Genomic DNA, 22,417 nt, shown 5'->3' with positions numbered 1-22,417 from the left:
ATGAACCTTTTGAAAATTAATCGTCCATTCAATATTATAAAAACTCATTTAACGACTTGTTGCATTGTTCATTCATTCATCCTTAACAAACTGCCTCAGAGAATTCTGGATGACCATCTAAAATTTCAAACCATGCGGCTTTATAATCTGTAAATGCATGCGATGCTATGTCCGCATTTAAAGCCTCGTTAATGATGCCAACACGTAAGCGAATTACTTCGGGTAAATCCAGTCTTGCACTGAATATCGGTGATGCACATTTTTTACAAAACACGCGCTTTTTATTGGGTGTAGATGAATATTCACCAAAAAGCTCCTGACCTTGCAAAACTTCCAAATCTTTGTTTTGAATTGGGGCAATGGCGACAAAAGCAGAACCTTGTGCTTTTTGGCATTGCTGGCAATGACAAACAAATATCTTGGGAATTTCACAATTTAATTTCAGTTGAATACCACCGCAAAAACAGGATGCTGTGTACATTTTTATTCCTCATTTTATCAATATGCATTGAATAGAATTATTAATGGTACATATTTTTATTCATTTTTTGATTTATGCATGCTTTCTTATATATGTCTATATGTCGTGGAGTAAAAACTCCATGATAAACCGATAAAAAAGTCATCATTTTATTTTGATTATTTTGCTAAATCTTGCCCACGGTACTGCTTCAAAAATTCAATTTCAGTATAAAGCAATTGCTGTAACTCATCCCGAAAAATAACCATATCATCCATCGTTTTAATATTTTCAACGGATCTTCTTGGTAAAAAATTAAAATAAAACGGAATTCTTTTGGGAATAATATGCGATGGAATAGACGGAATAACATCACCCTGACGTAGAAATGAGCCAATTTTCGGATTGGATAATAATTTCTTAAACCATTTCTGTTTCAGTAAAACATTGACATCAAAACCAAGATCAAAGACTTCGTCACCACCTAATGCGACAAAAGGCGCAATATCATAATTAAACTCCTGCGCCAATTTTAAAAAACCATAACGCTGCTTCCACATTAACTGATAAGCCTCGCCTTTACGTTTAATCACTTCACGACCACCACCAGGAAATACCAGAATCGAATAGCCTTGTTGCATAGCTTCACGCGCATATTCCTGTACACCATCGACACCACCGACTCGCTTCACCACTTCCTTCCACACAGGAACATGGAAGTGCATATGGTCTGCCATACTCACCACGGCAATATTATGCTGATTGTACAAATAGTCAATAATGATCGGAGAATCAAGAACACCGTAAATAGTGTGATTGGCAACATACATGGCAGGTTTATTCGCCACAATATTTTCTGTGCCTAAAAAAGTCGGTTTAAAATAATAACGCTGCAACATACTAATCAAACGAATCAATTTTGAATTGTGCTGTATGTGCAAGGTCTTTTGAGTCATGTTATATCTCTATAAGTATTTATTTTAGATTTAAACTGAGACTACAGATTGAATAATCCCCCCCTAACCCCTCTTTAAAAAGAGGAGTTATTTTATGTATTCACGCATCATTAGATTCGTAATACGCTTCCTTTTTTAAAGGGAGACTGGGAGAGATTAGCTTTTAAGAATAATTAAACTACATGCTTTTGAACAAGAATCGAACCGACCGAATAACCTGCACCGAATGAGCATAGTACACCATACTCACCATCATTCACCTGATCTGCAGTACGATGCAATGCAATAATTACACCTGCTGAAGACGTATTGGCAAACTCATTCAAAATAATAGGTACTAAATCTGGATCAGCTTCGGCAATTTCTTTACCCACGATGAGTTTCAAAATCAGCTCATTCATATTGGCATTGGCTTGATGCAACCAAAAACGCTTCACATTTTCAGGGCGAATGTTATTCTTTTCCAATTGCGTCGAAATAATTTTCGCAACCAAAGGACACACTTCTTTAAATACTTTACGACCATCCTGACGGAATTGCTTGTCATCACGAGAAGTCAGTTCAGAACCATTCAGGAAACCAAAATTATTACGAATATTGTTTGAGAATTGCGTGAACAAATGTGTGTCTACAATCTCAAAACCTGATTTAACATCCGTATCTTCAATAATTGAAGCAGTCGCAACATCACCAAAAATAAAGTGACAATCACGTGAACGATAATCCGTATGACCTGAAGTAATTTCCACATTGACCAATAGCACACGACGTGCGCCAGTTTTTACAGCATCATAAGCCTGTTTTAAACCAAAAGTTGCCGCAGAACACGCTACATTCATATCATAAGCATAGCCTTGAATGCCGAGTGCAGTCTGAATTTCAATGGCAACCGCAGGATATGCTCTCTGTAAATTTGAACATGCCAAAATCACAACATCGATGTCTTCTGCAGTCACGCCTGCATTCTCCATCGCCTGTTTAGCGGCAATCACTCCCCACTCTGCTTGAATAGAAAGCTCTTCATCTGAGCGTTCTTCAAGACGTGGACGTAAACGATTGATGTCCAATACACCTGATTTTTCAGCGACATAACGGCGCTGAACACCGGATGCTTTTTCAATAAATTCCGCACTAGAGCCACGACGTGCAGTGACTTCGCCTGCTTCAATTTTTGCAGCATTTACGCTGTTAAATTGTTCCACATAAGCATTTAAACAATCGACCAACTCTTCATTGGTAATCACTTCTTCAGGATGATATAAACCTGTACCTGTAATACGGATGCCCATGTAAAACTCCTTTTTCAATTCACAAATATTTCAAATTATTTCTATTCTAACTGATTCCAAGCTTTTCCCAAACCTTTTGCAAGCGTGTCGTGGAAATAGGAAACTTGGTTTTCATCGGCTGAGAAAACAATGAAATGCGTAACTCTTCTACCATGAAATATAATTCTTTCAATCGGACATCATTTTTAAACTTAAATAGTTTATCCATCCACGGATCAATCTGTTGGATAGCATCATTATCACGATTCAGGTTATTCGCCAAACGGTCTAAACGCAAGATCAAGGCTTTTAAATATCGTGGATATTCCTGCCACACATCGGAAGATTTAGTATAGACAAAATTGGATAAGTCCATCAAATCCAATTGATCTTCCATATCATCAATATTTTTGGTAAATACATTCTGATCCACCATTAACAATTTTTGACGGATTTCCTGCCATTGAATATAAATTTCACTGATGATTTTTAAGGCTTCTTGACCATGTGACAGGAAACTTTTCTTCACATCAATAGATAGTTTTTCAAACTCTTCAGCATTGATCGGTAAATCTGTTATCGACATCTGCAACGTAGCATAGACTAACATCTGTTCAAGTTTTGCCTTATCACCCAATGGGGAATAGGCTAAAGCAAGTGGCTTGGAAATCTGCTTTTTCAATTGACGGATTAAATCGCCCAATTGCATATGAATTAGACGGATCACACCTTCACGATGTTGTTTAATTGCTTCATTTTGATCATTAAAGGTCTGAATGACGACTCCTGATTCATCCTTTGCATCTATTTGAGCAAACGCTTTGGTTGATACCAGTGCTTGATATTGCTTAACCACAACACCAGTCACTTTTTGCGATGCTTCAAAAACAAAGGTGTCGGGGAATGTTTTAAATTCACCTTTAAGCTGCTTCACAGGGCTATGCGTTTCGGTACGACAACGTGCTTTCAGTTCATCTAAATGACGACCTTTTTCAATTAATTTACCCTTTTCATCCACCACTTTAATGAATGGAATAAGGTATTGATCAATCCGTTCAAAGGAGAAATCCTTTGCCGTGATTTGATCGCCACGTAATTGAAAAGCTAAAAAATCAAAAATATGTGTATTTAAATGTTGTGCATCAACCTTCTGCATGAGTTTTTTAGCAGTATCAGGAATGGGTACCAAATTGCGACGTTTATCTTTGGGTAAGGATTTCAGCAATGCTTCTATCAAATTCAAACGCCAGCCCGGAACACCCCATGACCAAATATTTTCATCGACCTGCGGCAAAGCCTGAACTGGAATTTGAACCGTTGCACCATCTTCATCGTGGCTTGGATCAAAACGATAACTAGCCGCCAGACGTAACTGCCCATTATGTAAATAATCGGGAAACTGTTGTGTAGTCGGACGATCATTCATCCACAACGCATCATCATCGATAAATAAATAACGTGGGTTTTGTAATTCTACAGTTGCACGCCAGTCTTCAAAACTGCGCCGACTCGCAATATCTTCGGGTACTTTGGACGCATAGAACTGATAGATAGTTTCTTCATCCACCACTAAATCACGACGACGTAATTTATCTTCAACCCTTTCAACTTCATCAAGTTTTAATAGATTATGCTTTAAGAATGGCGGTGTCGTTCCCAAATTTCCAGTAGTTAAAGCATCTCGTAAGAAAATTTCATGTGCCGCAGGCTGATCGACTTTTTCATAATTAGTCGGACGTTTTGGCTCAATAATCAGTCCAAACAAGGAAATCTGATCATAAGCATTCACAACACCTGGTTTTTTCGCCCAATGTGGCTCGAAGTAGTGATGTTTCAATAAGTTCGGGGCAGCCAGAAGAATCCATTCAGGTTCAATTTTTGCCAAAGTACGCAAATAAACCTGTGATGTCTCCACCATTTCAAATGCCATTACCCACGGTGTATTGCTCTTATGCAAAGTAGATGCAGGGAAAATACGAGCTTTTTGCTGACGCACTGCCATGAAAATGTTGCGTTCATCTGTTTTATTGGCAATAAAAGACAATAAACCTGTGAGCAAAGCCCGATGCAAATTTTCATAATTGGCTTGCTTTTCATTAAATGAAAGCTTTAAACCTTGTGCTAAATCAAGTAATTGCTCATGGGTTTTCTGCCATTCACGTAGACGCAACCAACTCAGAAAATGCTGTTTAGCGAAAGCACGACGCTTATTTTCATTTAAATTTTCACGGTTTTCTACAAGCGTATTCCACAATTTGATATAGAACAAAAAGTCAGAATCTGCTTCTTTAAAAAGTGCATGTTTCTGATCTGCCTGAGCTTGCTTATCGGCAGGACGTTCACGAGGATCTTGCACTGCCAAGGCAGCGACAATAATTAAAACTTCATTTAAAACACCAAAATGTGCTCCCCCCAAAATCATACGGGCAAGCCTTGGATCGATTGGCATTTTCGCCATTTGCTGACCGATTTTGGTTAAAGGATTACTTTGATGTCCGACTTTTTTAATCGTTGAGACATTGCTTTGAAGTCCCTCTTTCGAAAAAGGGGAATGATGAGGATTTTCTATTTGCGGATTCGTTAAATCATGCCCACTTTTATCCACCGATTTAGGTGGATTCTGCTCATCATGAATCGCTCCCAATTCTATCAGCAATTTACGACCATCATTGACCAAACGATGATCAGGAGGCTCAATAAAATCAAATTCTTCTACAGTGCCTAAGCCAAGACTTTGCATCTGTAAAATGACTGATGCTAAATTAGTACGCTTAATTTCTGGTTCAGTAAATTCAGGACGACCTTGGAAATCATCTTCACTATATAGTCGAATACAAACACCGGGGGCAGTACGACCACAACGTCCTTTACGCTGATTGGCTGCAGCTTGTGACACTGCTTCAATCGGTAGACGCTGAACACGTGAACGATAGTTATAACGCGAAATACGGGCAAAACCACTATCAATGACATAACGAATATTCGGTACTGTTAATGCTGTTTCTGCTACGTTAGTCGCAATAATAATACGTCGTCCGCCACCACTTGTATTAAAGATTTTTTGTTGTTCTGCAAGAGCCAAACGTGCGTATAAAGTCAAAATCTGTGTATGTTTTGGGCCAAACTTTTGTAGTGTTTCCTGTAATTCACGAATTTCCTGCTCGGTACTCGAGAAAATTAGAATATCCGCATGTTCAGGATGTCCCTTACTTTCAGCATCCCTAAAGCATTCTTCAACAGCTTGTACTACTGCACGGGGTAAATTTTCTTCAAAATCATCGAAGTCATCATCATCACTGCCACCAATACTCATTTCTGAAATTGGACGATAAACCACTTCTACAGGAAAGCTACGCCCTTCTACTTCAAAAATTGGTGCGCCATTAAAATACTGACTAAAACGGTTCACATCTAAAGTTGCAGACGTAATAATAATTTTTAAATCGGGGCGTTTCTTAACAATTTGTTTTAAATAACCCATGATGAAATCGATATTTAGCGATCGTTCATGCGCTTCATCAATAATAATCGTGTCATATTTATTTAAATAACGGTCGTTGGTCAGTTCAGCCAATAAAATACCATCGGTCATCAGACGGACGATGGAATCATTAGAGCCTTGTTCATTAAAACGAACTTTAAAACCAATCGATTGACCCAGTTTCTCACCTACTTCTTCGGCAATACGTTGCGATACGCTACGTGCAGCAAGACGACGTGGTTGTGTATGACCGATCATACCTGTCAAACCACGCCCTGCAAGCATGGCAATTTGCGGTAACTGCGTGGTTTTACCTGAACCTGTTTCACCTGCGACAATAATGATTTGATTTTTTTGAATCGCTTCAATTAACTTATCTGCATATTGCGTAACAGGTAAATCCTGATTCAGTTTAATCGTTGGCAAACTGCCAAAACGCTTTTTGACTTGTTGATTAGACTTTTCAAAAAGTTCTGCATATTTTTCAGGATTCGCCTCTTTGCCTTTTTTCAGCCGACTTAAACGATGGCGATCTCGAACCATGACCAACTGATCGACATTTGACTGATTTGGCACAGATGCTTTTTCCTGAATTTTCAAATTTGAACCGAACATTTTACGCTGTAAACTTCATGAGAGATAGTCTATTCAATATGATTTCATTGACGGATAATGAAAATACTACTGAAAATTAAAAACATAATTTGAGTAACGAACCAACTTATTAACCAATAGTCTTAACAATAAAAATACGGTCATACATCATATTTGTGAATGGATCAGTGTCTATTAAAGATAAAACACATAATTGAGATAAAGCGTAAATCAAGATAAGAAATACCTAGCAGAAATTTTTTGAATGACATCAATAATGGAACAAGCAAGATAAAGTAATAATGCGCAGTGTTTAAAAGTATCTCGATCTTATATGAACAGATTCTAAGCTTGAAAATAATTTTTATAGCTTTTTTGCAATCGGCCCTTGAAAATGCTTCTAACTGGCGGCATGTTGTAAAACAGATTTAGAACAGATGTTGTAGTCATTCAATAATCACATGTATTTGGTATTTATTCATTGTGAAAATCATGTTGAATTGATGTTTAAGACAGCAGTATTTTTATTGATGAAATACCATTCAAAAATCGGCAACATTTGCTTTTCCGATTTTAATGATGAAAAAATACTATTTCACCAATAACACAGAATGACCTATACTTAATTTCATTAAAAAACACACCTCAATCATGGAGATAATGATGAGCTTGATTAATACAGAAGTTAAACCATTTAAAGCTGATGCTTTCCAAAACGGCAAATTCATTGAAGTTACAGAAGCGGATCTTAAAGGCAAATGGTCTGTTGTCTTCTTCTATCCTGCTGACTTCACTTTTGTTTGCCCAACTGAGCTTGGTGATCTTGCAGACAACTATGCAGAATTCCAAAAGTTAGGTGTTGAAATCTACTCAGTTTCTACTGACACGCATTTCACTCATAAAGCTTGGCACGATTCTTCTGAAGAAATCAAAAAAATCCAATACGTAATGGTTGGCGATCCAACTTGGACGCTTTCTAAAAACTTCGAAGTTTTAATTGAATCTGCTGGTCTTGCTGACCGTGGTACTTTCGTTATCGATCCAGAAGGTAAGGTACAAATCGTTGAAATCAATGCTGGTGGTATTGGTCGTGACGCATCTGAACTTCTTCGTAAAGTTAAAGCTGCTCAGTATGTACACGCTCACCCAGGTGAAGTATGTCCTGCTAAATGGAAAGAAGGCGATGCAACTCTTGCTCCTTCAATCGACTTAGTTGGTAAAATCTAATCTCTTTTAGATTGTACTGATCAAAAAACCACGCTTTTTAGCGTGGTTTTTTTATATTTATTCAGACCAAATTGCCAACTCATAACCATCTAAATCTTTAAAATGAAAACGGCGCCCACCTGGAAAATTAAAAATATCTTGGCTAATGAATGCTCCGGCATCTTTGACACGCTGTAGACTCCCTTCTAAATGATTACTATATAAAATCACCAAAGTGCCACCTGAACTATGTACATCATTTGACTGAGCAAATCCCCCTTTAATGCTACCAGAATCAAATTCACAATATTCAGCGCCGAAATCAGTAAAAGTCCATCCCAAACTTTGATAAAAATCTTTAGAACGACCAATATCGTTCACCTGAAACTCGATATAGTTAATCGAAACTTGTTTTTTATTTGATAATTCAGTCATGTGCATTTCCTTTATTTATTGTCTAAATAGTTACGTTTAAAAATGTCTAATAATCTGCTTACTTAGACATTTAGTAATTAAATTAGCGAAGTATGTATTGTCTAATTATAAATATCATTATCTGAAATTAATCAATTTATTTACAAAACCACTCTACTTTTCCATGATCGAATAGACTAATTTCAAAATATACAGAAAATATTTTTCTGTAAAACAATCAAAAGTTTAAGGGGTTGCTTATGGGATCAATGATTACCGTGACTTCTTGGAAGTACAACGCTTCTTCACGGTATTTGAAAATTTTTTACAATAATGGTTATGGTGAGCTTTACCACCCCGTGCCAGAATTTATTTATAATAATTTGCTGCGATGTAGTGATAAAACAGCTTTTGTGCATAAGTATTTAGAATATGACTTACACTTTAACAAAATTTCTATTCTATGATTTTTAAAATGCTAGATAAATAACTGAAATTAAAAAATATTCATTTATATCAATAAGGGAGTTTTAACTCCCTGATTTAAAATTAATCATTTTTAAATGTAATTATAAATAATCCAGCACCTATAGATAAAGTGGTGGTCATAAATCTTGGATCATTTTTTACTTCTGAAATAAACGTCTTCACTTCTGCGGCGTGAGAAATAACATTATCAACAATCAAAACGCCACCTTTTTGTTGAATCATATTTTGTAAATAAACCCAATAATCTAAATAAGCATCTCGTTCAGCATCCAATAATATAAAATCATACTTTTCTTGATAATTTTTATGATGGTTTTGCTCTAAAAAAACTTTTGCATCTCCCACCCAAAAATCAATGACATCATCAACTTGCAATTCTTTTGCATAATGCTTAGCTTGCACAGTGCGTTGTTCATCAATTTCTAAGGTAGTAACTTTCGCACCAGTCACTTTTGCTGCATCTGCAAGCCATAAAGTTGAATAACCGGTTGATGTACCGATTTCCAAAATTTTTTTCGACTGCTGGATACGCACTTGCATCGCCAAAAATAGAGCAGACTCAGGTTCAATATTTCGATATCTTTTAATACGGTCACATTGGGTCGCATCAAATTTTATAAAGGATTGATATAGCTCATTTAACCGTTGTAAAAAAGGATTACTCAGACTCATTCTTGGATTATCCTCATCTCGCTTAATATTATTATTTCAATCATTTACGTCATCACGATGACAATGAGTACATAGATTTTCAATGATATATTTATTGTGGATGACGCTAGAGTATTTAACCCTCATCCACATTTAATTTAAACCGAATGTAAAAACTCAAATCTTGATATTAATGAACCATCCTCTAACTGAACCTGTTCAATAAACATTTCATACGGTCTAACCCATATTGAATAATCTTCATATAAACATTGATATACCACTAACTTTTCTCGTGTTTCACTATGGGTAGCAACATGCAATACTTGATATAACTGCCCCTTATAATGTTTATAAATTCCTGTTTGTAACATATTCGTTCAACACTTAAATACTCATTATTTGAGTTATACATGATCCGCCAATAAAAAACTCGTCCGTAGACGAGTTTTTTATTGCTTTTCTTTGAATTAAGAAAAATCTAATTCTTTTTCAAACGATTTTAACTCATGACGAGCCATCGCTAAGTTAGATTTAGAACGATCTAATACGAGATATAGGAACAAGTTTTCATTTGAATCTAATGGGCGAATTAGGTGATATTGTTTACCTAATGTAATTAAAATATCTTCAATTACGTCATCTAATTTTAAAGCTTTTGCGACTTTACGTTTAGCGCGAACAACTTCAGTATTACCTGCAGCTGCTAATTCTAAATCTAAGCCTGCTCCTGCTGTTGCTAAAGATAGACCGCTTTCGCTATCTACCAATGCTGCACAAACAAAACCATCGATATCAGTTAATTGATCTAGTGTAATACGAGCCATTGAGCATCCCCGTTTATTAAAAAAACATTGTTGTTTTCAGCTTTAGTCATTCAAATAATTTGATCAACCAAAGCTTGTTCCATTTTAGTTAGAAATAGAATTTCTAACTAAAATTTATAAAATGAGTATTCTTTTAAATTGAATACATATTTTAATTCTGATAAATAATCAATTTTAATTAATTATGTTCTATGTATATTTTAATAACATAAAAAATAATACTTATTCAAGGGTAAAGTGAAAATAAATTACTCTTTTGATTATTTAGAAATTTCATCATCTTTTAAACTAATGAGATGTATGCCACACAAATAAAATAACTTCAACATACATCGCATTAATTTCAAAAAACACTTACATGCTTACTTTATATCAGTTTTAAAATAAAGCATTATATATTCTTAATAAGTAATTCCGATGCCACTCTTATTTCGTACAATATTTGCCCCAATAAAATTTCTTTATTGGTCATCGCAACCAACACGAGAGGATATTGCGGATGAGGAATTGCCGTTAAAAAAGCTTTACCATTTTCTGCATCCAAGGTAATTGTTTGGCAACCAATTAAGTTAATTTCAGAAATAAAAGCGGTGATCATCGCTAAAATAGAACTACTGACTGCCGCAATTTTTCCCGAATTAGTTATATTTTTCTTATTTGCGAGCGCAATTTCAAATCCATCAGACGTACATAACATAACAAATTCAACACCTGTTACAGAGTTGAGTAAATTCCTAATCTGTTTTTCACCGTACGCAACAAATTCATCAGGAACTTTTCTGGATAAATTTAAATCCAACATATAAACCGCCCCTTAAAACAATTAACAAGTTCACAAATTTTTTAAATCTACAAGTTCAAACCTTATAAATTCATCAATATGAAATATTTCTTGATATATTTCACATTTTGGAAGCAATTTAATCGTGTTTTTATACGCTTGTAAATGATTATTTTTGAATTATATCAAATACCTATTATCCTAAATAAACTATAAAGCAATGTTAAACAATAAGTTAAATAATAGGCTTGGTATTAGTTCTATTTTGTCATTGCCTCAATATTCATCCATTACGAATTTAGTCATCAAAATCACTTTCTTCATTGTATTTTGTACTCATTTCAGCCTCGAATGTAAAACAATTAAAATAATTAATACGATCAATATTCATAACTTATCCTCATCATATTTCCAAGTCTTATTATGTAATGACCATGCAAAAATCTATCCTCACATACATTGTCCTTATAAAAACTTTACATATAACTTTTTGATTTGAAGATTTTTTATGTTTATATTTAATTCATCCAGCTGCTGGATGCCAAAAAATTAATCAATAAAAGGTAAATGATAATGAATAAATTTCTTGTTGCTTTAGGTCTTGTTGCTACCGTTACATTTGTTGGTTGTAGCAAAGAGAAAGCGCCTGAAACAGGTGCAACTACTGGTGAGCATTTAGAAAATGCTGCACAACAAGCTGGTAAGGATATTGAAAATGCAACTCAAAATGCAGCCAATGCAACTGCTCAAGCTGCTGATAATGCAGCAAATGCGACTGCAACTGCCGTAGATACTGCTGCTAGCGCTACAGTCAGTGCTGCTGATGCAACGATTGGTGCTGCGAAAAATGCAACTGCTGCTACAGCAGGCGCAATTGAACATGGTGCTGAACATGTTAAAGAAAAAGTTCAACATTAATTTTTCAGAATGAAAAAGCTCCTCATGTAGGAGTTTTTTTATAATACACATTACTGCAATCAATTAGTTTAATCATAGATACACATTGAAATTCGAGATATCTCATGCTTCATTCTCACCATTCAGAACAACATTTTATGCAACGCACAGGTTGGTTAAGGGCTGCTGTTTTAGGTGCAAATGATGGCATTATTTCTGTGACCAGTTTAGTTATGGGAATGGCGGCAAGTGGCGCTTCGAGTCATACATTATTAATTACTTGTATAGCTGGGCTAATCTCTGGTGCAACATCTATGGCAGCCGGTGAATATATTTCTGTTAAATCACAGTTAGATATTGAAAAATCTGACTTAAAATTTGAAGCCCGTGAATTAGAAAAAAATCCACATTTAGAACTGAAAGAATTAACTCAAATTTATATCTATCGTGGTTTAGACCCCGATCTTGCCCATCAAGTTGCAGTACAACTGACTGAAAAAGATGCTTTAGAAGCACATGCGCGTGATGAAATTGGTATTAATGAAATGACTGCTGCGAAACCATTACAAGCTGCTGGCTCATCTGCACTTTCATTCTCAATTGGTGCATTATTACCAATGCTCGCAATCTTATTTAGTCCAGATGCCTATTTAGATAAAGTCGTACTCGTAGTCGGTATTTTATCTTTAATCATTTTAGGTGCTATCTCTAGTTATTTCGCAGGAACATCCATGCTGAAAGGAAGTATGCGTGTTGCTATTTGGGGTGTTTTAGCTATGGCTTTCTCAAGTTGGATTGGCTCACTTTTTCATGTTTCACCTATTTAATTCTGATTGGTTCTTTTATTAACATCAATAAGATGTATTTTAGTTATATTTTTATAATAAATATTCAACATAATTTGCTAATTCATTTCAGCTTCGGCAAAGTAAATAGAAACTTAGGGAATAAAAAGTATGTCTATATTAAATCTATTGGGAATTAAACACCCGATACTCCTTGCACCCATGGCAGGTGTCTCGACTCCACAACTGGCTGCGGAAGTGTCGAATCAAGGTGGACTTGGTTCATTGGGTTTGGGAGCAAATTCAATTGAATCCGCAAGAAAACAAATTTTAGAAACTCTGGCTTTAACTGAAAAGCCTTTTCAATTAAACTTTTTTTGTCATGAACCTGCAAATTTAAACATAAGTTTAAATCATGCTTGGACTGAAAATATTAAGCACCATTTCGAGAAGTTTGCTGCAACTGCGCCCACTGAATTGAAATGTATTTATCCAAGTTTTTTAGATAATGACGACTTTTTAAACCTTTGCTTAGAAACACTACCTAAAGCTGTCAGCTTCCACTTTGGTATTCCACATGAGTATCAAATTCAGCAATTAAAAGCTGTAGGTATTGTAACCATGGTTTCCGCTACCAATTTAGCTGAAGCTTTAATCATTCAAGAAGCTGGGATAGATATTATTATTGCTCAGGGGATTGAAGCAGGTGGACACCGTGGTATTTTCAACCAGAATATTGATGCGGCAATTAAAACCGCGGATTTAGTACAACTGATTAAACAGCATTGTACGTTGCCAGTTATTGCTGCTGGTGGCATTATGAATGGTAAGCAAGCCAAAGCCATGTTAAAAATTGGAGCAGATGCTGTTCAGCTGGGTACTGCCTTTGTACAGTGTAAATCTTCAAATGCAAATGCTGCTTATCGCAAAGCATTATTTAATCAACCATTAACACAGATTACTTCAAGCATATCTGGCCGCCCTGCCCGTGGTTTAATTAACCTTTGGCATACAATAGTTGATCACCCAGATCGTCCTTCAGTTGCACCCTATCCCTATGCTTATGACTTAGCCAAACAATTAAATACTTTAGCAGTTAAAAATGGTGAAGTTGACTATGGCGCATTTTGGGCAGGTTCTAATGTTTCCCAAATTCGTGAATTAGAAGCGCAAGATTTGATGAACCAATTGGTCGTAGAAATGAGTTCTGAGTAATTTATATCTACTTAGGGTTTGGCATTTTCTACCCTTTGGTGTAGATCAATTTACGGAATAAATGAATTGCTACCAAAATTCTATTTCAAATAGTTCAAGATTGTGTCCTTGCCTGTTCTGCCAGCATATACACAAGATCAAGTTCTGGGCATGGATAGCCCATCATGGTGAGTGCTGCGGTAATTTGACCTCTGTGATGTGTACCATGATTAAAAACATGCATCAATGTTGCAGCAAAAGGTAAAGTCAGCTGTTCACCATTCACACGTCGATAAGTCAGTTGCCCCTTCAGACGCTCATCATCCAATTGTTGAATAAAATCAATCCAGTTCTGAGATTTTAGATTAAGTTCATTTAACAATGTGTTTTTATCTGAATGCAGAATAGTATCCAAAGCAATTGTAGGTGAAGTACCTTCTTTAAAACGTGAAAACCATAAATAATGCTCACCTAGAAGTAAATGGTTCAGTGTTCCTGCAATGCTATTAAAAAACAGACCAATATCTCTATGGAAGTCTTCGCTTGTGATGAGCTGTAACGACTGAGTTAGGCGAGCTGTCGCCCAAATATTGTATTGCGCCATGATTAATAAATTTTGATTACTCATGATAAACCCATTTTCGATTAATCGTATTTTTAATACTTCACAACATTATAATGATCACTAACATAGCAACAGCATACTTTGTGAAGCACCACTATTCATTTTCAAGTACACAACTTAAATAGCATTTAGCCATCGGCAAATTTATAAACTGCACACTAAAAATGAGAGCTGATAGTGCCTATCTTTAAACATCCAACAAATTTACATGCTCAACCTGAACATCGCTCATCAAACTCCCCTGATCCAATAAAAGGTTGAAGTATTCTTCAACTACCTTAGCCTGTTGGATGGTGTTTTCAACCTTATACATATTCTGACGAAAATCATTACTCGAATGTAAACCTTTGGTATACCAAGCGATATGTTTACGTGCAATTCTACAACCTGAATATTCACCATAAAACTGATAAAGTTCAGACAGGTGTCCTAATAATACTTCTTTAACTTCTTGAATATTTGGCGCTGCTAAATGTTGACCTGTTTCTAAATAGTGGGCAATTTCCCGAAAAATCCATGGTCGACCCTGTGCTGCACGACCAATCATCACAGCATCTGCACCTGTATAATCCAGTACATATTTAGCTTTTTCTGGGCTATCGATGTCACCATTGGCAATCACAGGGATGTTCAACATCCCTTTTACTTCTTTAATTAAACTATAACGCGCTGTATTTAAATACATATCTTCACGAGTACGACCATGCAATGCCAATGCAGCAATACCCGATTCTTCAGCACGTTTTGCCACACGTATAATATTTTCATGACCATTTAAAAAGCCCAAACGAGTTTTTAAAGTCACGGGGACATCCACTGCGGCAACCACAGCATCCAAAATTCGAGCAACCAAATCTTCATCTTTTAATAGTGCAGAACCTGCAAGTTTATTACACACTTTTTTAGCAGGACAGCCCATATTAATATCTACAATCTGGGCACCATTTGACACTTGATAACGTGCTGCTTCAGCCAATTGTTCAGGATCTGAACCTGCAATTTGTGCAGAAATTGGAGCTAATTCTCCATCAAAATTAGCACGATACAAACTCTTTTTAGACATTCGCAAAGTTTGATCAGAAGTCATCATTTCACTGACCGCATGCCCTGCACCAAAATATTTACACAGCGTTCTGAATGGACGATCTGTGACACCCGCCATAGGGGCGACAATTAAATTATTTGACAGTTGGTACGGACCAATATACATATATATTCATACATTTTAAGTTAGACATAGTATACTTCATCATCTCAATGAGCTCATCAATTTCTAGACGTGTTTTCACCAGTATGAAAAAAATTGGTCCACAAAAAAACTTGCTTCGTTCTGTTTTCTTGATTTCTATCGCCTACGGACTTACAGCCTGTGGTAATGGTTCTTGGTGGTCTCATGATGATGAACCAACATTAGAAAGCGATCAAATTCGTAGTCTTATTCCAAATCGTGTCAATGACCGTAAGTCTTGGGCAAAAGATATTTTCAATATTACAGAAGAACTCAAAATCCCTCGTAGCAAAGAAAATGTATGCACTATTATTGCGGTAGTTGATCAAGAATCTAATTTTATTGCCAATCCAAATGTTCCAGGACTCGGTGAAAAAGCAGTTAAAGAAGTCAGCTCACGTTTACAAGAAAAATTTGAAGCAAAATTAGGCACGACAATTGGTCCTCCAATTGCAGAATATTTTCAGGATGTTTTAAAAAATCAACCCACACCTGAAGATAACTATTTAAAACAAATGAGTCGCGTTAAAAACGAAAAAGAACTTGATGTGCTTTATCGTGAAATTTTTGACTATATGACCAAGCATTATCATATCAGTGCCTTAACAGGTGCTGCAAAATTTGTTGGTCAAGATTTTGCCGAAAAATTGAATCCGATTACCACTTTAGGCTCTATGCAAGTTCATATTAACTATGCCAAAGACAATAAGCGCAGCAGTATGAATATTAATCAATTACGGGATGATTTATATACTCAATATGGCGGCTTGTACTACGGTATTCACCGTTTAATGATGTACCCTGCCGACTATGAAAAGCCTATCTATCGTTTTGCAGATTACAACTCTGGCATGTATTCAAGTCGCAATGCTGCTTTCCAAAAAATGATTGAGAAAATTACAGATATCGACTTGGATTTAGATGGAGATTTGCTCTCTTATGATAAAAATGGCGATCCACGTCCTGTCTTAACAACCACTGAAAAAGCATTAATCACTTTATTTTCAAAAAATAATGTTTTGGTGACTTCACGCCAATTACGTAATGATTTGAAAAAAGAGAAAGAAAAAGGCTTCGAAAAAACACAGACGTATATAGTAGTGACTAAACTTTATAAAGAAAAAATTGGCAAAGCCCCAATTTATGCCATCATGCCTGAAGTGGTCATTTCGGGTCCTAAATTGAGTCGTGATTATAATACCAACTGGTATGCAAGCCGCGTAAACGGACGATATGAAACATGCATGCAACGAGCAAAACGTATAAGAACCTAGCCTTATTTGATTTTGATGGAACCTTGTGCAAAAAAGACAGTTTCACAGGGTTTATCTTCTATGCATTGTCCAAACGACACATTGTGCGACAAGGTATTAAAATTTTACCTTGGATTCAAGCCTATTATTTAAAAATTTATCCTGCGAATTCAATGCGTATTCGCTTATTTAATGCCATGTTTAAAAATGCGAATTCAAATGAAATTTTAGACTTAGCTGCCGATTATTCACATCGGTTAATGGCTCAACTGGATCCCGAACTATTTCAACAATTATTAAAACATCAAAATAATGGTGACGATGTTGTATTGGTTTCTGCATCTGTTGATATTTACCTCGAGATGATTTGCCAAATTTTAAAAATCGATTTAATTTGTACCGAAACTGAAATTTTAGATGGTAAATTTACGGGATCTTATTCAACACCAGATTGTAGTTCTGACCAAAAACGACTTAGAATTTTAAGCAAATACGATCTAAATCAATACAGTAAAATCTATGCTTATGGCAATAGTGAAGAAGATTTAGCAATGCTGAGTTTGGCAGATTTTAAATATATGGTCGGTGAAAATCAGTTATTACCTTATTTAGAAGATGAGAAAAAATTAGCCTAATGTCATAGTAAAAGTCACGATACCCTATATTTATGTTGTTACTGAATTAACTTAGTTTTATCGTTGATTCTGGTGACAGAAAGACTAAAGATTGTTTTTAATTCACAAATTTTAGAGACTTATCCAAAATATCTGATAAAAAGATTAAAGGCTTTTGATACCTTAAATGTAAATTAAATAGTGCTGACGATTTTACTAAAGGTGTGTAAGGATACTCTAGACTTCATAATCAATATTTTTATTCAAAATAGATACTTGGATAGAAAATAGTTAAGTCTAATTTATATAATGATAAAGCCTCTATAATCATTTCCAAATAAAAACCCCGCCATAGCGAGGTTATATTTCACGATAATCTTTCAATGAATCAATAGATTGACATATGGTTACGATGAATCATTTCCAAAGAGCGCGCTTCACCTAGAACTTGATAAACCTTATCCGAAGCCAAACCTTTGACGATTTCTGCCGAACGTGAACTAAAATTCACACGACCAACAGCAACACGGTGACCGTGTATGTCTACACATTCCACAACATCACCACGTTCAAAATGCCCTTCTACAGCTTTCACGCCAACAGGTAATAAACTGCGATGATTTTCTTTAATCGCTTTAACTGCACCATCATCCAAAACTAAACGTCCTGCAGTTTGTAAATGTGCTGCTAACCATTGTTGGTGTGCTGTCAAACGATCATCATCGGTGATAAATAAAGTACCCAATAGTTCACCCGCCATTAAACGAGCTAAGACTTGGTCACTTTCACCACTGGCAATTAAAGTTGGACAACCTGATTTAGCAGCAAGGCGAGCCGCACGAACTTTGGTCAACATACCACCACGCCCAAACTTACCACCACCACCTGCCATATCGAACAAAGTTTCATCCATTGCACGAACGGTATGGAACAGTTTTGCATTTGGATTTGAACGCGGATCAGAATCGAACATGCCTTGTTGATCGGTCAGGATAATCAGTAAGTCCGCATGGACTTGACCTGCCACCATTGCCGCTAAAGTATCGTTATCGCCAAAACGAATTTCATCGGTTGATACTGTATCATTTTCATTAATAACGGGTATCACACGCCAATCAATTAGATTCTGCAAAGCATCACAAGAGTTTAGGTAACGACGACGGTCTGCAAGATCATCATGAGTTAATAGTACTTGTGCAGTTTGAATGGAATGTTTTTCCAATACGCTTGACCAAGTATAAATGAGCCCCATTTGACCAATTGCGGCACAAGCTTGCAGACTGGGTAGATCGGTGGGTCGGCTGTCTAGCTTCATACGAACCATACCTTCAGCCACAGCGCCTGATGACACAAGAATAATCTCATGCCCTACATTGTGTAGATCTGCAATTTGTTTCGCCCAATGTGAAATTGCCTGCAAATCTAAACCTTGCCCATTTGCTGTGAGTAAAGATGATCCGATTTTAACAACGATACGTTTTAAAGCCTTGAGCTGACGTTGCCCATCTACCACTTCTATCATCTTGTCCTCAGTTACATTTTTTCAGGTGAATGTAATCCTGAAAATTAACGTACGTAATGCACTTCCATTTCGCCATCATCACCGTCTTCATCTTCATCGTCTTCATCATCAAGCAACGTTCCAGCAAGACGTTGTTGACGACGCATTTCACGATAAGCTTCTTTCGCTGCGATGGTTTGTTCACGTGTTTCAGCTTCAAGCTGATCACGGAACGCTTTCATTTTCGCTGCGTATTCAGGATCTTCTGCTTCCAACTCACGTTGTTGTTCAATCTGATCCATTAGATAATATACAACTGGTTTTGTCCCTTCTTCAAGCAAGCCTGAAGTTTTAAATACTGGACCATCCCATTGTAATTCTTGAAGAATATGATTACACCATTCTTCTTGAGTATCATCATTTAATTGATCAAGTTTATTTAAAACAAGAACAATCGGTAATTGCGCTAAAGTTGGAGAGAATTTTTTCAATTCTTCCATAATCGCTTTTGCGTTATATGCAGGATCTGAACCATCAATCGGCTGCACATCGACAATATGTAACAGAATACGTGTACGTGCCAAATGTTTAAGGAAACGAATCCCTAAGCCTGCACCTTCCGACGCACCTTCAATAAGCCCTGGAATATCTGCCATAACAAATGAGCGATGACGATCGGCATCTACAACACCAAGGTTTGGAACCATCGTGGTAAATGGATAATCTGCAACTTTTGGTTTTGCTGCTGATACTGCACGAATAAAGGTAGATTTACCTGCATTTGGCATACCCAATAAACCCACATCCGCAAGAACTTTAAGTTCTAAACGAATTTCACGGAATTCACCTTTCTGCCCATGTGTACATTTACGCGGTGCACGGTTTGTAGATGATTTGAAATGCGTATTGCCTAAACCACCATCGCCACCAAGTGCAACTAAAACTTTTTGACCATCTGCAACTAGATCGCCAATAATATCGCCAGATTCAGTATCTACAATCGTTGTCCCCACTGGAACAAATAATACGACATCTTCACCGCCACGACCTGCACAGTTTGCACCACGGCCATTTTTAGCACGTTCAGCACGGAATCTACGTGTATAACGATAATCTACTAAAGTACTGGTGTCGTCAGTGGCTTGAACATAAACCATCCCGCCACGACCACCATCACCACCATCTGGACCACCAAATGGGACAAATTTTTCACGGCGAAAACTAGCTACGCCATTGCCACCGTCGCCAGCCTCTACGGTAATGACTGCTTCATCAACAAAGCGCATGCTGCCAATCCTCTAAAATCTTTAAAACCGCATATTCTGCCATATTTTGAAAAATTTCTCGAATAGTATTATTCAGCTTGTTGTGAATTTTGCTGAGCTTTCATCACTAAATAGTAAATAATTTATGTATCGATCATTTTATGATTGTTTTTTATACCTATTTTTTTATAATAAACCCATCCAGCATCTTTGATCAGTCTTATTATTTCTACATATCGGAAAAAATAAAGAGATAATATATAACGATAGGAAAAATTTTGTCGGAAAATAATCGAATCTCAAATTATTCTTTTTAATTTTTGGATCAAGAAATCGTCAATGCTTAAGAATACATATGTTAGGAAAAAAATTTGACCCAATAATAGTCGACGAAATCAATTATCGTGAAAAATAAAAAAGAAGGCCGTAGCCTCCTTCATTTACAACATAAGACGATACAAAAAATTACGATTTCTGAAGATTTACCTCAATTTGAGTTGAATCTTCAAGCATTTTACGATCAACTTCTGCAGGATTATTTAAAGCATCATGGAATTTTTCAGTATCTAGCTTACCCACCCATTTTGCCACAACAATCGTTGCCAATGAATTACCGACCAAGTTTGTCAAAGCACGTGCTTCAGACATAAAACGATCAATACCTAAAATCAATGCTAAGCCTGCAACAGGAATATGACCTACTGCGGATAGAGTTGCTGCCATCACGATAAAGCCAGAACCCGTTACGCCAGCCGCACCTTTTGAAGAAATCAAAAGTACTGCAAGTAAAGTTAATTCATGCCAAATATCAAGATGCGTATTGGTCGCTTGTGCAATGAAAATTGCTGCCATGGTCAGATAAATAGACGTACCATCAAGGTTGAATGAATAACCTGTTGGAATCACTAAACCGACGACTGATTTTTCACAACCTGCAATTTCAAGCTTTTTCAACATACGTGGCAGTACAGATTCTGAAGATGAAGTACCCAAAACGATCAATAACTCTTCACGAATCATACGAATCATTTTTAAAATACTAAACCCACAGAAACGACTGATCGAACCAAGAATGATAAAAATAAATAATAAACACGTGATATAGAAACATAAAATCAACTGGAACAATTGCGCCAAGCTACCAATACCATATTTACCAATGGTAAATGCCATCGCACCGAATGCCCCGATGGGTGCAAGTTTCATGATCATATTTACAATGTTAAAAAACACATGTGAAACTTGATCAATAAAGTTCAATACAGGTTTACCCGCATCACCCAATCTATGCAGAGCAAAACCAAACAACAGTGCAAACAACAGCACTTGAAGAATTTCACCTTGTGCAAATGCACCGACAACCGTATCTGGAATAATGTGCAAGAAGAAATCAACTGTCGATTGCTCAGCACCTTTTTCTACATACTTGCTAATACTAGAAGCATCTAAAGTTGCAGGATCAATATTCATGCCCACACCAGGCTTAGCAATATTGATCACGACCAAACCAATGATCAAAGCAATAGTTGATACCACTTCAAAATATAGAAGCGCAATACCACCTGTTTTCCCAACAGATTTCATGCTTTCCATACCCGCGATACCACTCACGACCGTACAGAAAATCACGGGCGCGATAATCATTTTTATCAGTTTAATAAACCCGTCACCCAAAGGTTTGAGTTGTTCCCCTAAACCAGGAACACTTTTCGATACGCCATCAACAAGTTCTTTACCGCTTGGGAAATAATGTCCAACGAGCACACCTAAAATAATTGCAACAATCACCTGAAAATATAGTGATTTATAAAGCGGTTTCTTAGTCATAGAGACTTTTATCCTTAAATATGCGAACAAGAATATCCTTTTCTAGCGAATAATCCGTACACGTCCCAAAACTCCTCAAATAAAACAGAGAATTAGAATAA

21 protein-coding genes are annotated in these 22,417 nt (G+C 36.4%); 7 read left to right on the top strand and 14 right to left on the bottom strand.

The window, feature by feature from the left end; genetic code table 11:
• Positions 1 to 82: 82 nt before the first annotated feature.
• From ACG94X_RS10675 to ACG94X_RS10660, 4 genes are all read right to left on the bottom strand, one after another.
• Positions 83 to 481: a GFA family protein gene (locus tag ACG94X_RS10675; RefSeq protein ID WP_419383708.1), complete on the bottom strand. Its 399-nt coding sequence runs from the start codon at positions 479 to 481 to the stop codon at positions 83 to 85.
• A gap of 158 nt (positions 482 to 639) precedes the next feature.
• A complete protein-coding gene (locus ACG94X_RS10670; RefSeq protein WP_419383707.1) occupies positions 640 to 1,416 on the bottom strand; it encodes a 1-acyl-sn-glycerol-3-phosphate acyltransferase in 777 nt (258 codons plus the stop codon).
• Between the two features lie 173 nt (positions 1,417 to 1,589).
• A complete protein-coding gene (locus ACG94X_RS10665) occupies positions 1,590 to 2,705 on the bottom strand; it encodes a beta-ketoacyl-ACP synthase III (protein WP_419383706.1) in 1,116 nt (371 codons plus the stop codon).
• A 46-nt stretch (positions 2,706 to 2,751) separates the two neighbouring features.
• Positions 2,752 to 6,780 carry a DUF3418 domain-containing protein gene (locus ACG94X_RS10660; protein WP_419383705.1) on the bottom strand — a complete coding sequence of 1,343 codons (4,029 nt, stop codon included), beginning with the start codon at positions 6,778 to 6,780 and terminating at the stop codon, positions 2,752 to 2,754.
• A gap of 642 nt (positions 6,781 to 7,422) precedes the next feature.
• On the opposite strand from ACG94X_RS10660, the gene ahpC reads away from it, so the two are divergent.
• Positions 7,423 to 7,986 (top strand): alkyl hydroperoxide reductase subunit C, encoded by a 564-nt coding sequence (gene ahpC, locus ACG94X_RS10655; RefSeq protein WP_419383704.1) that lies wholly within the window; start codon positions 7,423 to 7,425, stop codon positions 7,984 to 7,986.
• A gap of 57 nt (positions 7,987 to 8,043) precedes the next feature.
• Here ahpC and ACG94X_RS10650 read toward each other — a convergent pair whose 3' ends face one another.
• Positions 8,044 to 8,400, bottom strand: coding sequence for a VOC family protein (locus tag ACG94X_RS10650; protein WP_419383703.1), 357 nt, complete (start codon positions 8,398 to 8,400; stop codon positions 8,044 to 8,046).
• 239 nt (positions 8,401 to 8,639) lie between these two features.
• Here ACG94X_RS10650 and ACG94X_RS10645 point away from each other — a divergent pair, with 239 nt between their 5' ends.
• On the top strand, positions 8,640 to 8,846 hold the full coding sequence (locus tag ACG94X_RS10645; RefSeq protein WP_419383702.1) for a KTSC domain-containing protein: 207 nt from the start codon (positions 8,640 to 8,642) through the stop codon (positions 8,844 to 8,846).
• Positions 8,847 to 8,928: 82 nt separating this feature from the next.
• On the opposite strand, the gene ACG94X_RS10640 is transcribed toward ACG94X_RS10645, so the two are convergent.
• From ACG94X_RS10640 to ACG94X_RS10625, 4 genes are all read right to left on the bottom strand, one after another.
• Positions 8,929 to 9,540: an O-methyltransferase gene (locus ACG94X_RS10640; RefSeq protein WP_419383701.1), complete on the bottom strand. Its 612-nt coding sequence runs from the start codon at positions 9,538 to 9,540 to the stop codon at positions 8,929 to 8,931.
• A 137-nt stretch (positions 9,541 to 9,677) separates the two neighbouring features.
• Positions 9,678 to 9,893, bottom strand: coding sequence for a DUF1653 domain-containing protein (locus ACG94X_RS10635; RefSeq protein WP_419383700.1), 216 nt, complete (start codon positions 9,891 to 9,893; stop codon positions 9,678 to 9,680).
• A gap of 96 nt (positions 9,894 to 9,989) precedes the next feature.
• Positions 9,990 to 10,346, bottom strand: a complete 357-nt coding sequence (locus ACG94X_RS10630; RefSeq protein ID WP_419383699.1) for a roadblock/LC7 domain-containing protein — start codon at positions 10,344 to 10,346, stop codon at positions 9,990 to 9,992.
• A 391-nt stretch (positions 10,347 to 10,737) separates the two neighbouring features.
• Positions 10,738 to 11,148, bottom strand: coding sequence for a roadblock/LC7 domain-containing protein (locus tag ACG94X_RS10625; protein ID WP_419383698.1), 411 nt, complete (start codon positions 11,146 to 11,148; stop codon positions 10,738 to 10,740).
• A gap of 552 nt (positions 11,149 to 11,700) precedes the next feature.
• On the opposite strand from ACG94X_RS10625, the gene ACG94X_RS10620 reads away from it, so the two are divergent.
• The 3 genes from ACG94X_RS10620 (at position 11,701) to ACG94X_RS10610 (ending at position 14,024) form a co-directional block, all read left to right on the top strand.
• Positions 11,701 to 12,045 (top strand): hypothetical protein, encoded by a 345-nt coding sequence (locus tag ACG94X_RS10620; RefSeq protein ID WP_419383697.1) that lies wholly within the window; start codon positions 11,701 to 11,703, stop codon positions 12,043 to 12,045.
• A 104-nt stretch (positions 12,046 to 12,149) separates the two neighbouring features.
• Positions 12,150 to 12,851, top strand: a complete 702-nt coding sequence (locus tag ACG94X_RS10615) for a VIT1/CCC1 transporter family protein (protein ID WP_419383696.1) — start codon at positions 12,150 to 12,152, stop codon at positions 12,849 to 12,851.
• A gap of 129 nt (positions 12,852 to 12,980) precedes the next feature.
• Entirely contained in the window at positions 12,981 to 14,024 is a 1,044-nt protein-coding gene (locus tag ACG94X_RS10610; RefSeq protein ID WP_419383695.1) for an NAD(P)H-dependent flavin oxidoreductase, read from the top strand.
• A gap of 94 nt (positions 14,025 to 14,118) precedes the next feature.
• On the opposite strand, the gene ACG94X_RS10605 is transcribed toward ACG94X_RS10610, so the two are convergent.
• Positions 14,119 to 14,631, bottom strand: a complete 513-nt coding sequence (locus tag ACG94X_RS10605) for a DinB family protein (protein ID WP_419383694.1) — start codon at positions 14,629 to 14,631, stop codon at positions 14,119 to 14,121.
• Positions 14,632 to 14,815: 184 nt separating this feature from the next.
• The gene (gene dusB / locus ACG94X_RS10600; RefSeq protein ID WP_419383693.1) at positions 14,816 to 15,838 is read right to left on the bottom strand and encodes a tRNA dihydrouridine synthase DusB; all 1,023 of its coding nucleotides are present in this window, start codon (positions 15,836 to 15,838) and stop codon (positions 14,816 to 14,818) included.
• An 83-nt stretch (positions 15,839 to 15,921) separates the two neighbouring features.
• Between dusB and ACG94X_RS10595 the strand changes: the two genes are divergently transcribed.
• Together ACG94X_RS10595 and ACG94X_RS10590 are read left to right on the top strand one after the other, a co-directional pair.
• A complete protein-coding gene (locus ACG94X_RS10595; RefSeq protein ID WP_419383692.1) occupies positions 15,922 to 17,130 on the top strand; it encodes a DUF1615 family protein in 1,209 nt (402 codons plus the stop codon).
• On the top strand, positions 17,097 to 17,744 hold the full coding sequence (locus tag ACG94X_RS10590; protein WP_419383691.1) for an HAD-IB family hydrolase: 648 nt from the start codon (positions 17,097 to 17,099) through the stop codon (positions 17,742 to 17,744). Before ACG94X_RS10595 ends, ACG94X_RS10590 begins: the two co-directional genes overlap by 34 nt.
• A gap of 367 nt (positions 17,745 to 18,111) precedes the next feature.
• Here ACG94X_RS10590 and proB read toward each other — a convergent pair whose 3' ends face one another.
• The 3 genes from proB to ACG94X_RS10575 form a co-directional block, all read right to left on the bottom strand.
• Positions 18,112 to 19,245 carry a glutamate 5-kinase gene (proB, locus tag ACG94X_RS10585; protein ID WP_419383690.1) on the bottom strand — a complete coding sequence of 378 codons (1,134 nt, stop codon included), beginning with the start codon at positions 19,243 to 19,245 and terminating at the stop codon, positions 18,112 to 18,114.
• A gap of 44 nt (positions 19,246 to 19,289) precedes the next feature.
• On the bottom strand, positions 19,290 to 20,510 hold the full coding sequence (cgtA, locus tag ACG94X_RS10580; protein WP_419383689.1) for an Obg family GTPase CgtA: 1,221 nt from the start codon (positions 20,508 to 20,510) through the stop codon (positions 19,290 to 19,292).
• 444 nt (positions 20,511 to 20,954) lie between these two features.
• A complete protein-coding gene (locus ACG94X_RS10575) occupies positions 20,955 to 22,316 on the bottom strand; it encodes a dicarboxylate/amino acid:cation symporter (RefSeq protein WP_419383688.1) in 1,362 nt (453 codons plus the stop codon).
• Between the last annotated feature and the right edge of the window lie 101 nt (positions 22,317 to 22,417).

Source organism: Acinetobacter psychrotolerans (assembly GCF_048552595.1).
In the GTDB taxonomy this organism is placed as follows: domain Bacteria; phylum Pseudomonadota; class Gammaproteobacteria; order Pseudomonadales; family Moraxellaceae; genus Acinetobacter.
Note: the sequence above shows the minus strand (reverse complement) of the source record. Positions and strands in the feature narration are given on the sequence as shown.

Coding starts and splice junctions, on each gene's coding strand:
- ACG94X_RS10675 (WP_419383708.1), bottom strand. CDS start 481: ATGTACACAGCATCCTGTTTTTGCGGTGGTATTCAACTGAAATTAAAT.
- ACG94X_RS10670 (WP_419383707.1), bottom strand. CDS start 1,416: ATGACTCAAAAGACCTTGCACATACAGCACAATTCAAAATTGATTCGT.
- ACG94X_RS10665 (WP_419383706.1), bottom strand. CDS start 2,705: ATGGGCATCCGTATTACAGGTACAGGTTTATATCATCCTGAAGAAGTG.
- ACG94X_RS10660 (WP_419383705.1), bottom strand. CDS start 6,780: ATGTTCGGTTCAAATTTGAAAATTCAGGAAAAAGCATCTGTGCCAAAT.
- ahpC (WP_419383704.1), top strand. CDS start 7,423: ATGAGCTTGATTAATACAGAAGTTAAACCATTTAAAGCTGATGCTTTC.
- ACG94X_RS10650 (WP_419383703.1), bottom strand. CDS start 8,400: ATGACTGAATTATCAAATAAAAAACAAGTTTCGATTAACTATATCGAG.
- ACG94X_RS10645 (WP_419383702.1), top strand. CDS start 8,640: ATGGGATCAATGATTACCGTGACTTCTTGGAAGTACAACGCTTCTTCA.
- ACG94X_RS10640 (WP_419383701.1), bottom strand. CDS start 9,540: ATGAGTCTGAGTAATCCTTTTTTACAACGGTTAAATGAGCTATATCAA.
- ACG94X_RS10635 (WP_419383700.1), bottom strand. CDS start 9,893: ATGTTACAAACAGGAATTTATAAACATTATAAGGGGCAGTTATATCAA.
- ACG94X_RS10630 (WP_419383699.1), bottom strand. CDS start 10,346: ATGGCTCGTATTACACTAGATCAATTAACTGATATCGATGGTTTTGTT.
- ACG94X_RS10625 (WP_419383698.1), bottom strand. CDS start 11,148: ATGTTGGATTTAAATTTATCCAGAAAAGTTCCTGATGAATTTGTTGCG.
- ACG94X_RS10620 (WP_419383697.1), top strand. CDS start 11,701: ATGAATAAATTTCTTGTTGCTTTAGGTCTTGTTGCTACCGTTACATTT.
- ACG94X_RS10615 (WP_419383696.1), top strand. CDS start 12,150: ATGCTTCATTCTCACCATTCAGAACAACATTTTATGCAACGCACAGGT.
- ACG94X_RS10610 (WP_419383695.1), top strand. CDS start 12,981: ATGTCTATATTAAATCTATTGGGAATTAAACACCCGATACTCCTTGCA.
- ACG94X_RS10605 (WP_419383694.1), bottom strand. CDS start 14,631: ATGAGTAATCAAAATTTATTAATCATGGCGCAATACAATATTTGGGCG.
- dusB (WP_419383693.1), bottom strand. CDS start 15,838: ATGTATATTGGTCCGTACCAACTGTCAAATAATTTAATTGTCGCCCCT.
- ACG94X_RS10595 (WP_419383692.1), top strand. CDS start 15,922: ATGAAAAAAATTGGTCCACAAAAAAACTTGCTTCGTTCTGTTTTCTTG.
- ACG94X_RS10590 (WP_419383691.1), top strand. CDS start 17,097: ATGCATGCAACGAGCAAAACGTATAAGAACCTAGCCTTATTTGATTTT.
- proB (WP_419383690.1), bottom strand. CDS start 19,245: ATGATAGAAGTGGTAGATGGGCAACGTCAGCTCAAGGCTTTAAAACGT.
- cgtA (WP_419383689.1), bottom strand. CDS start 20,510: ATGCGCTTTGTTGATGAAGCAGTCATTACCGTAGAGGCTGGCGACGGT.
- ACG94X_RS10575 (WP_419383688.1), bottom strand. CDS start 22,316: ATGACTAAGAAACCGCTTTATAAATCACTATATTTTCAGGTGATTGTT.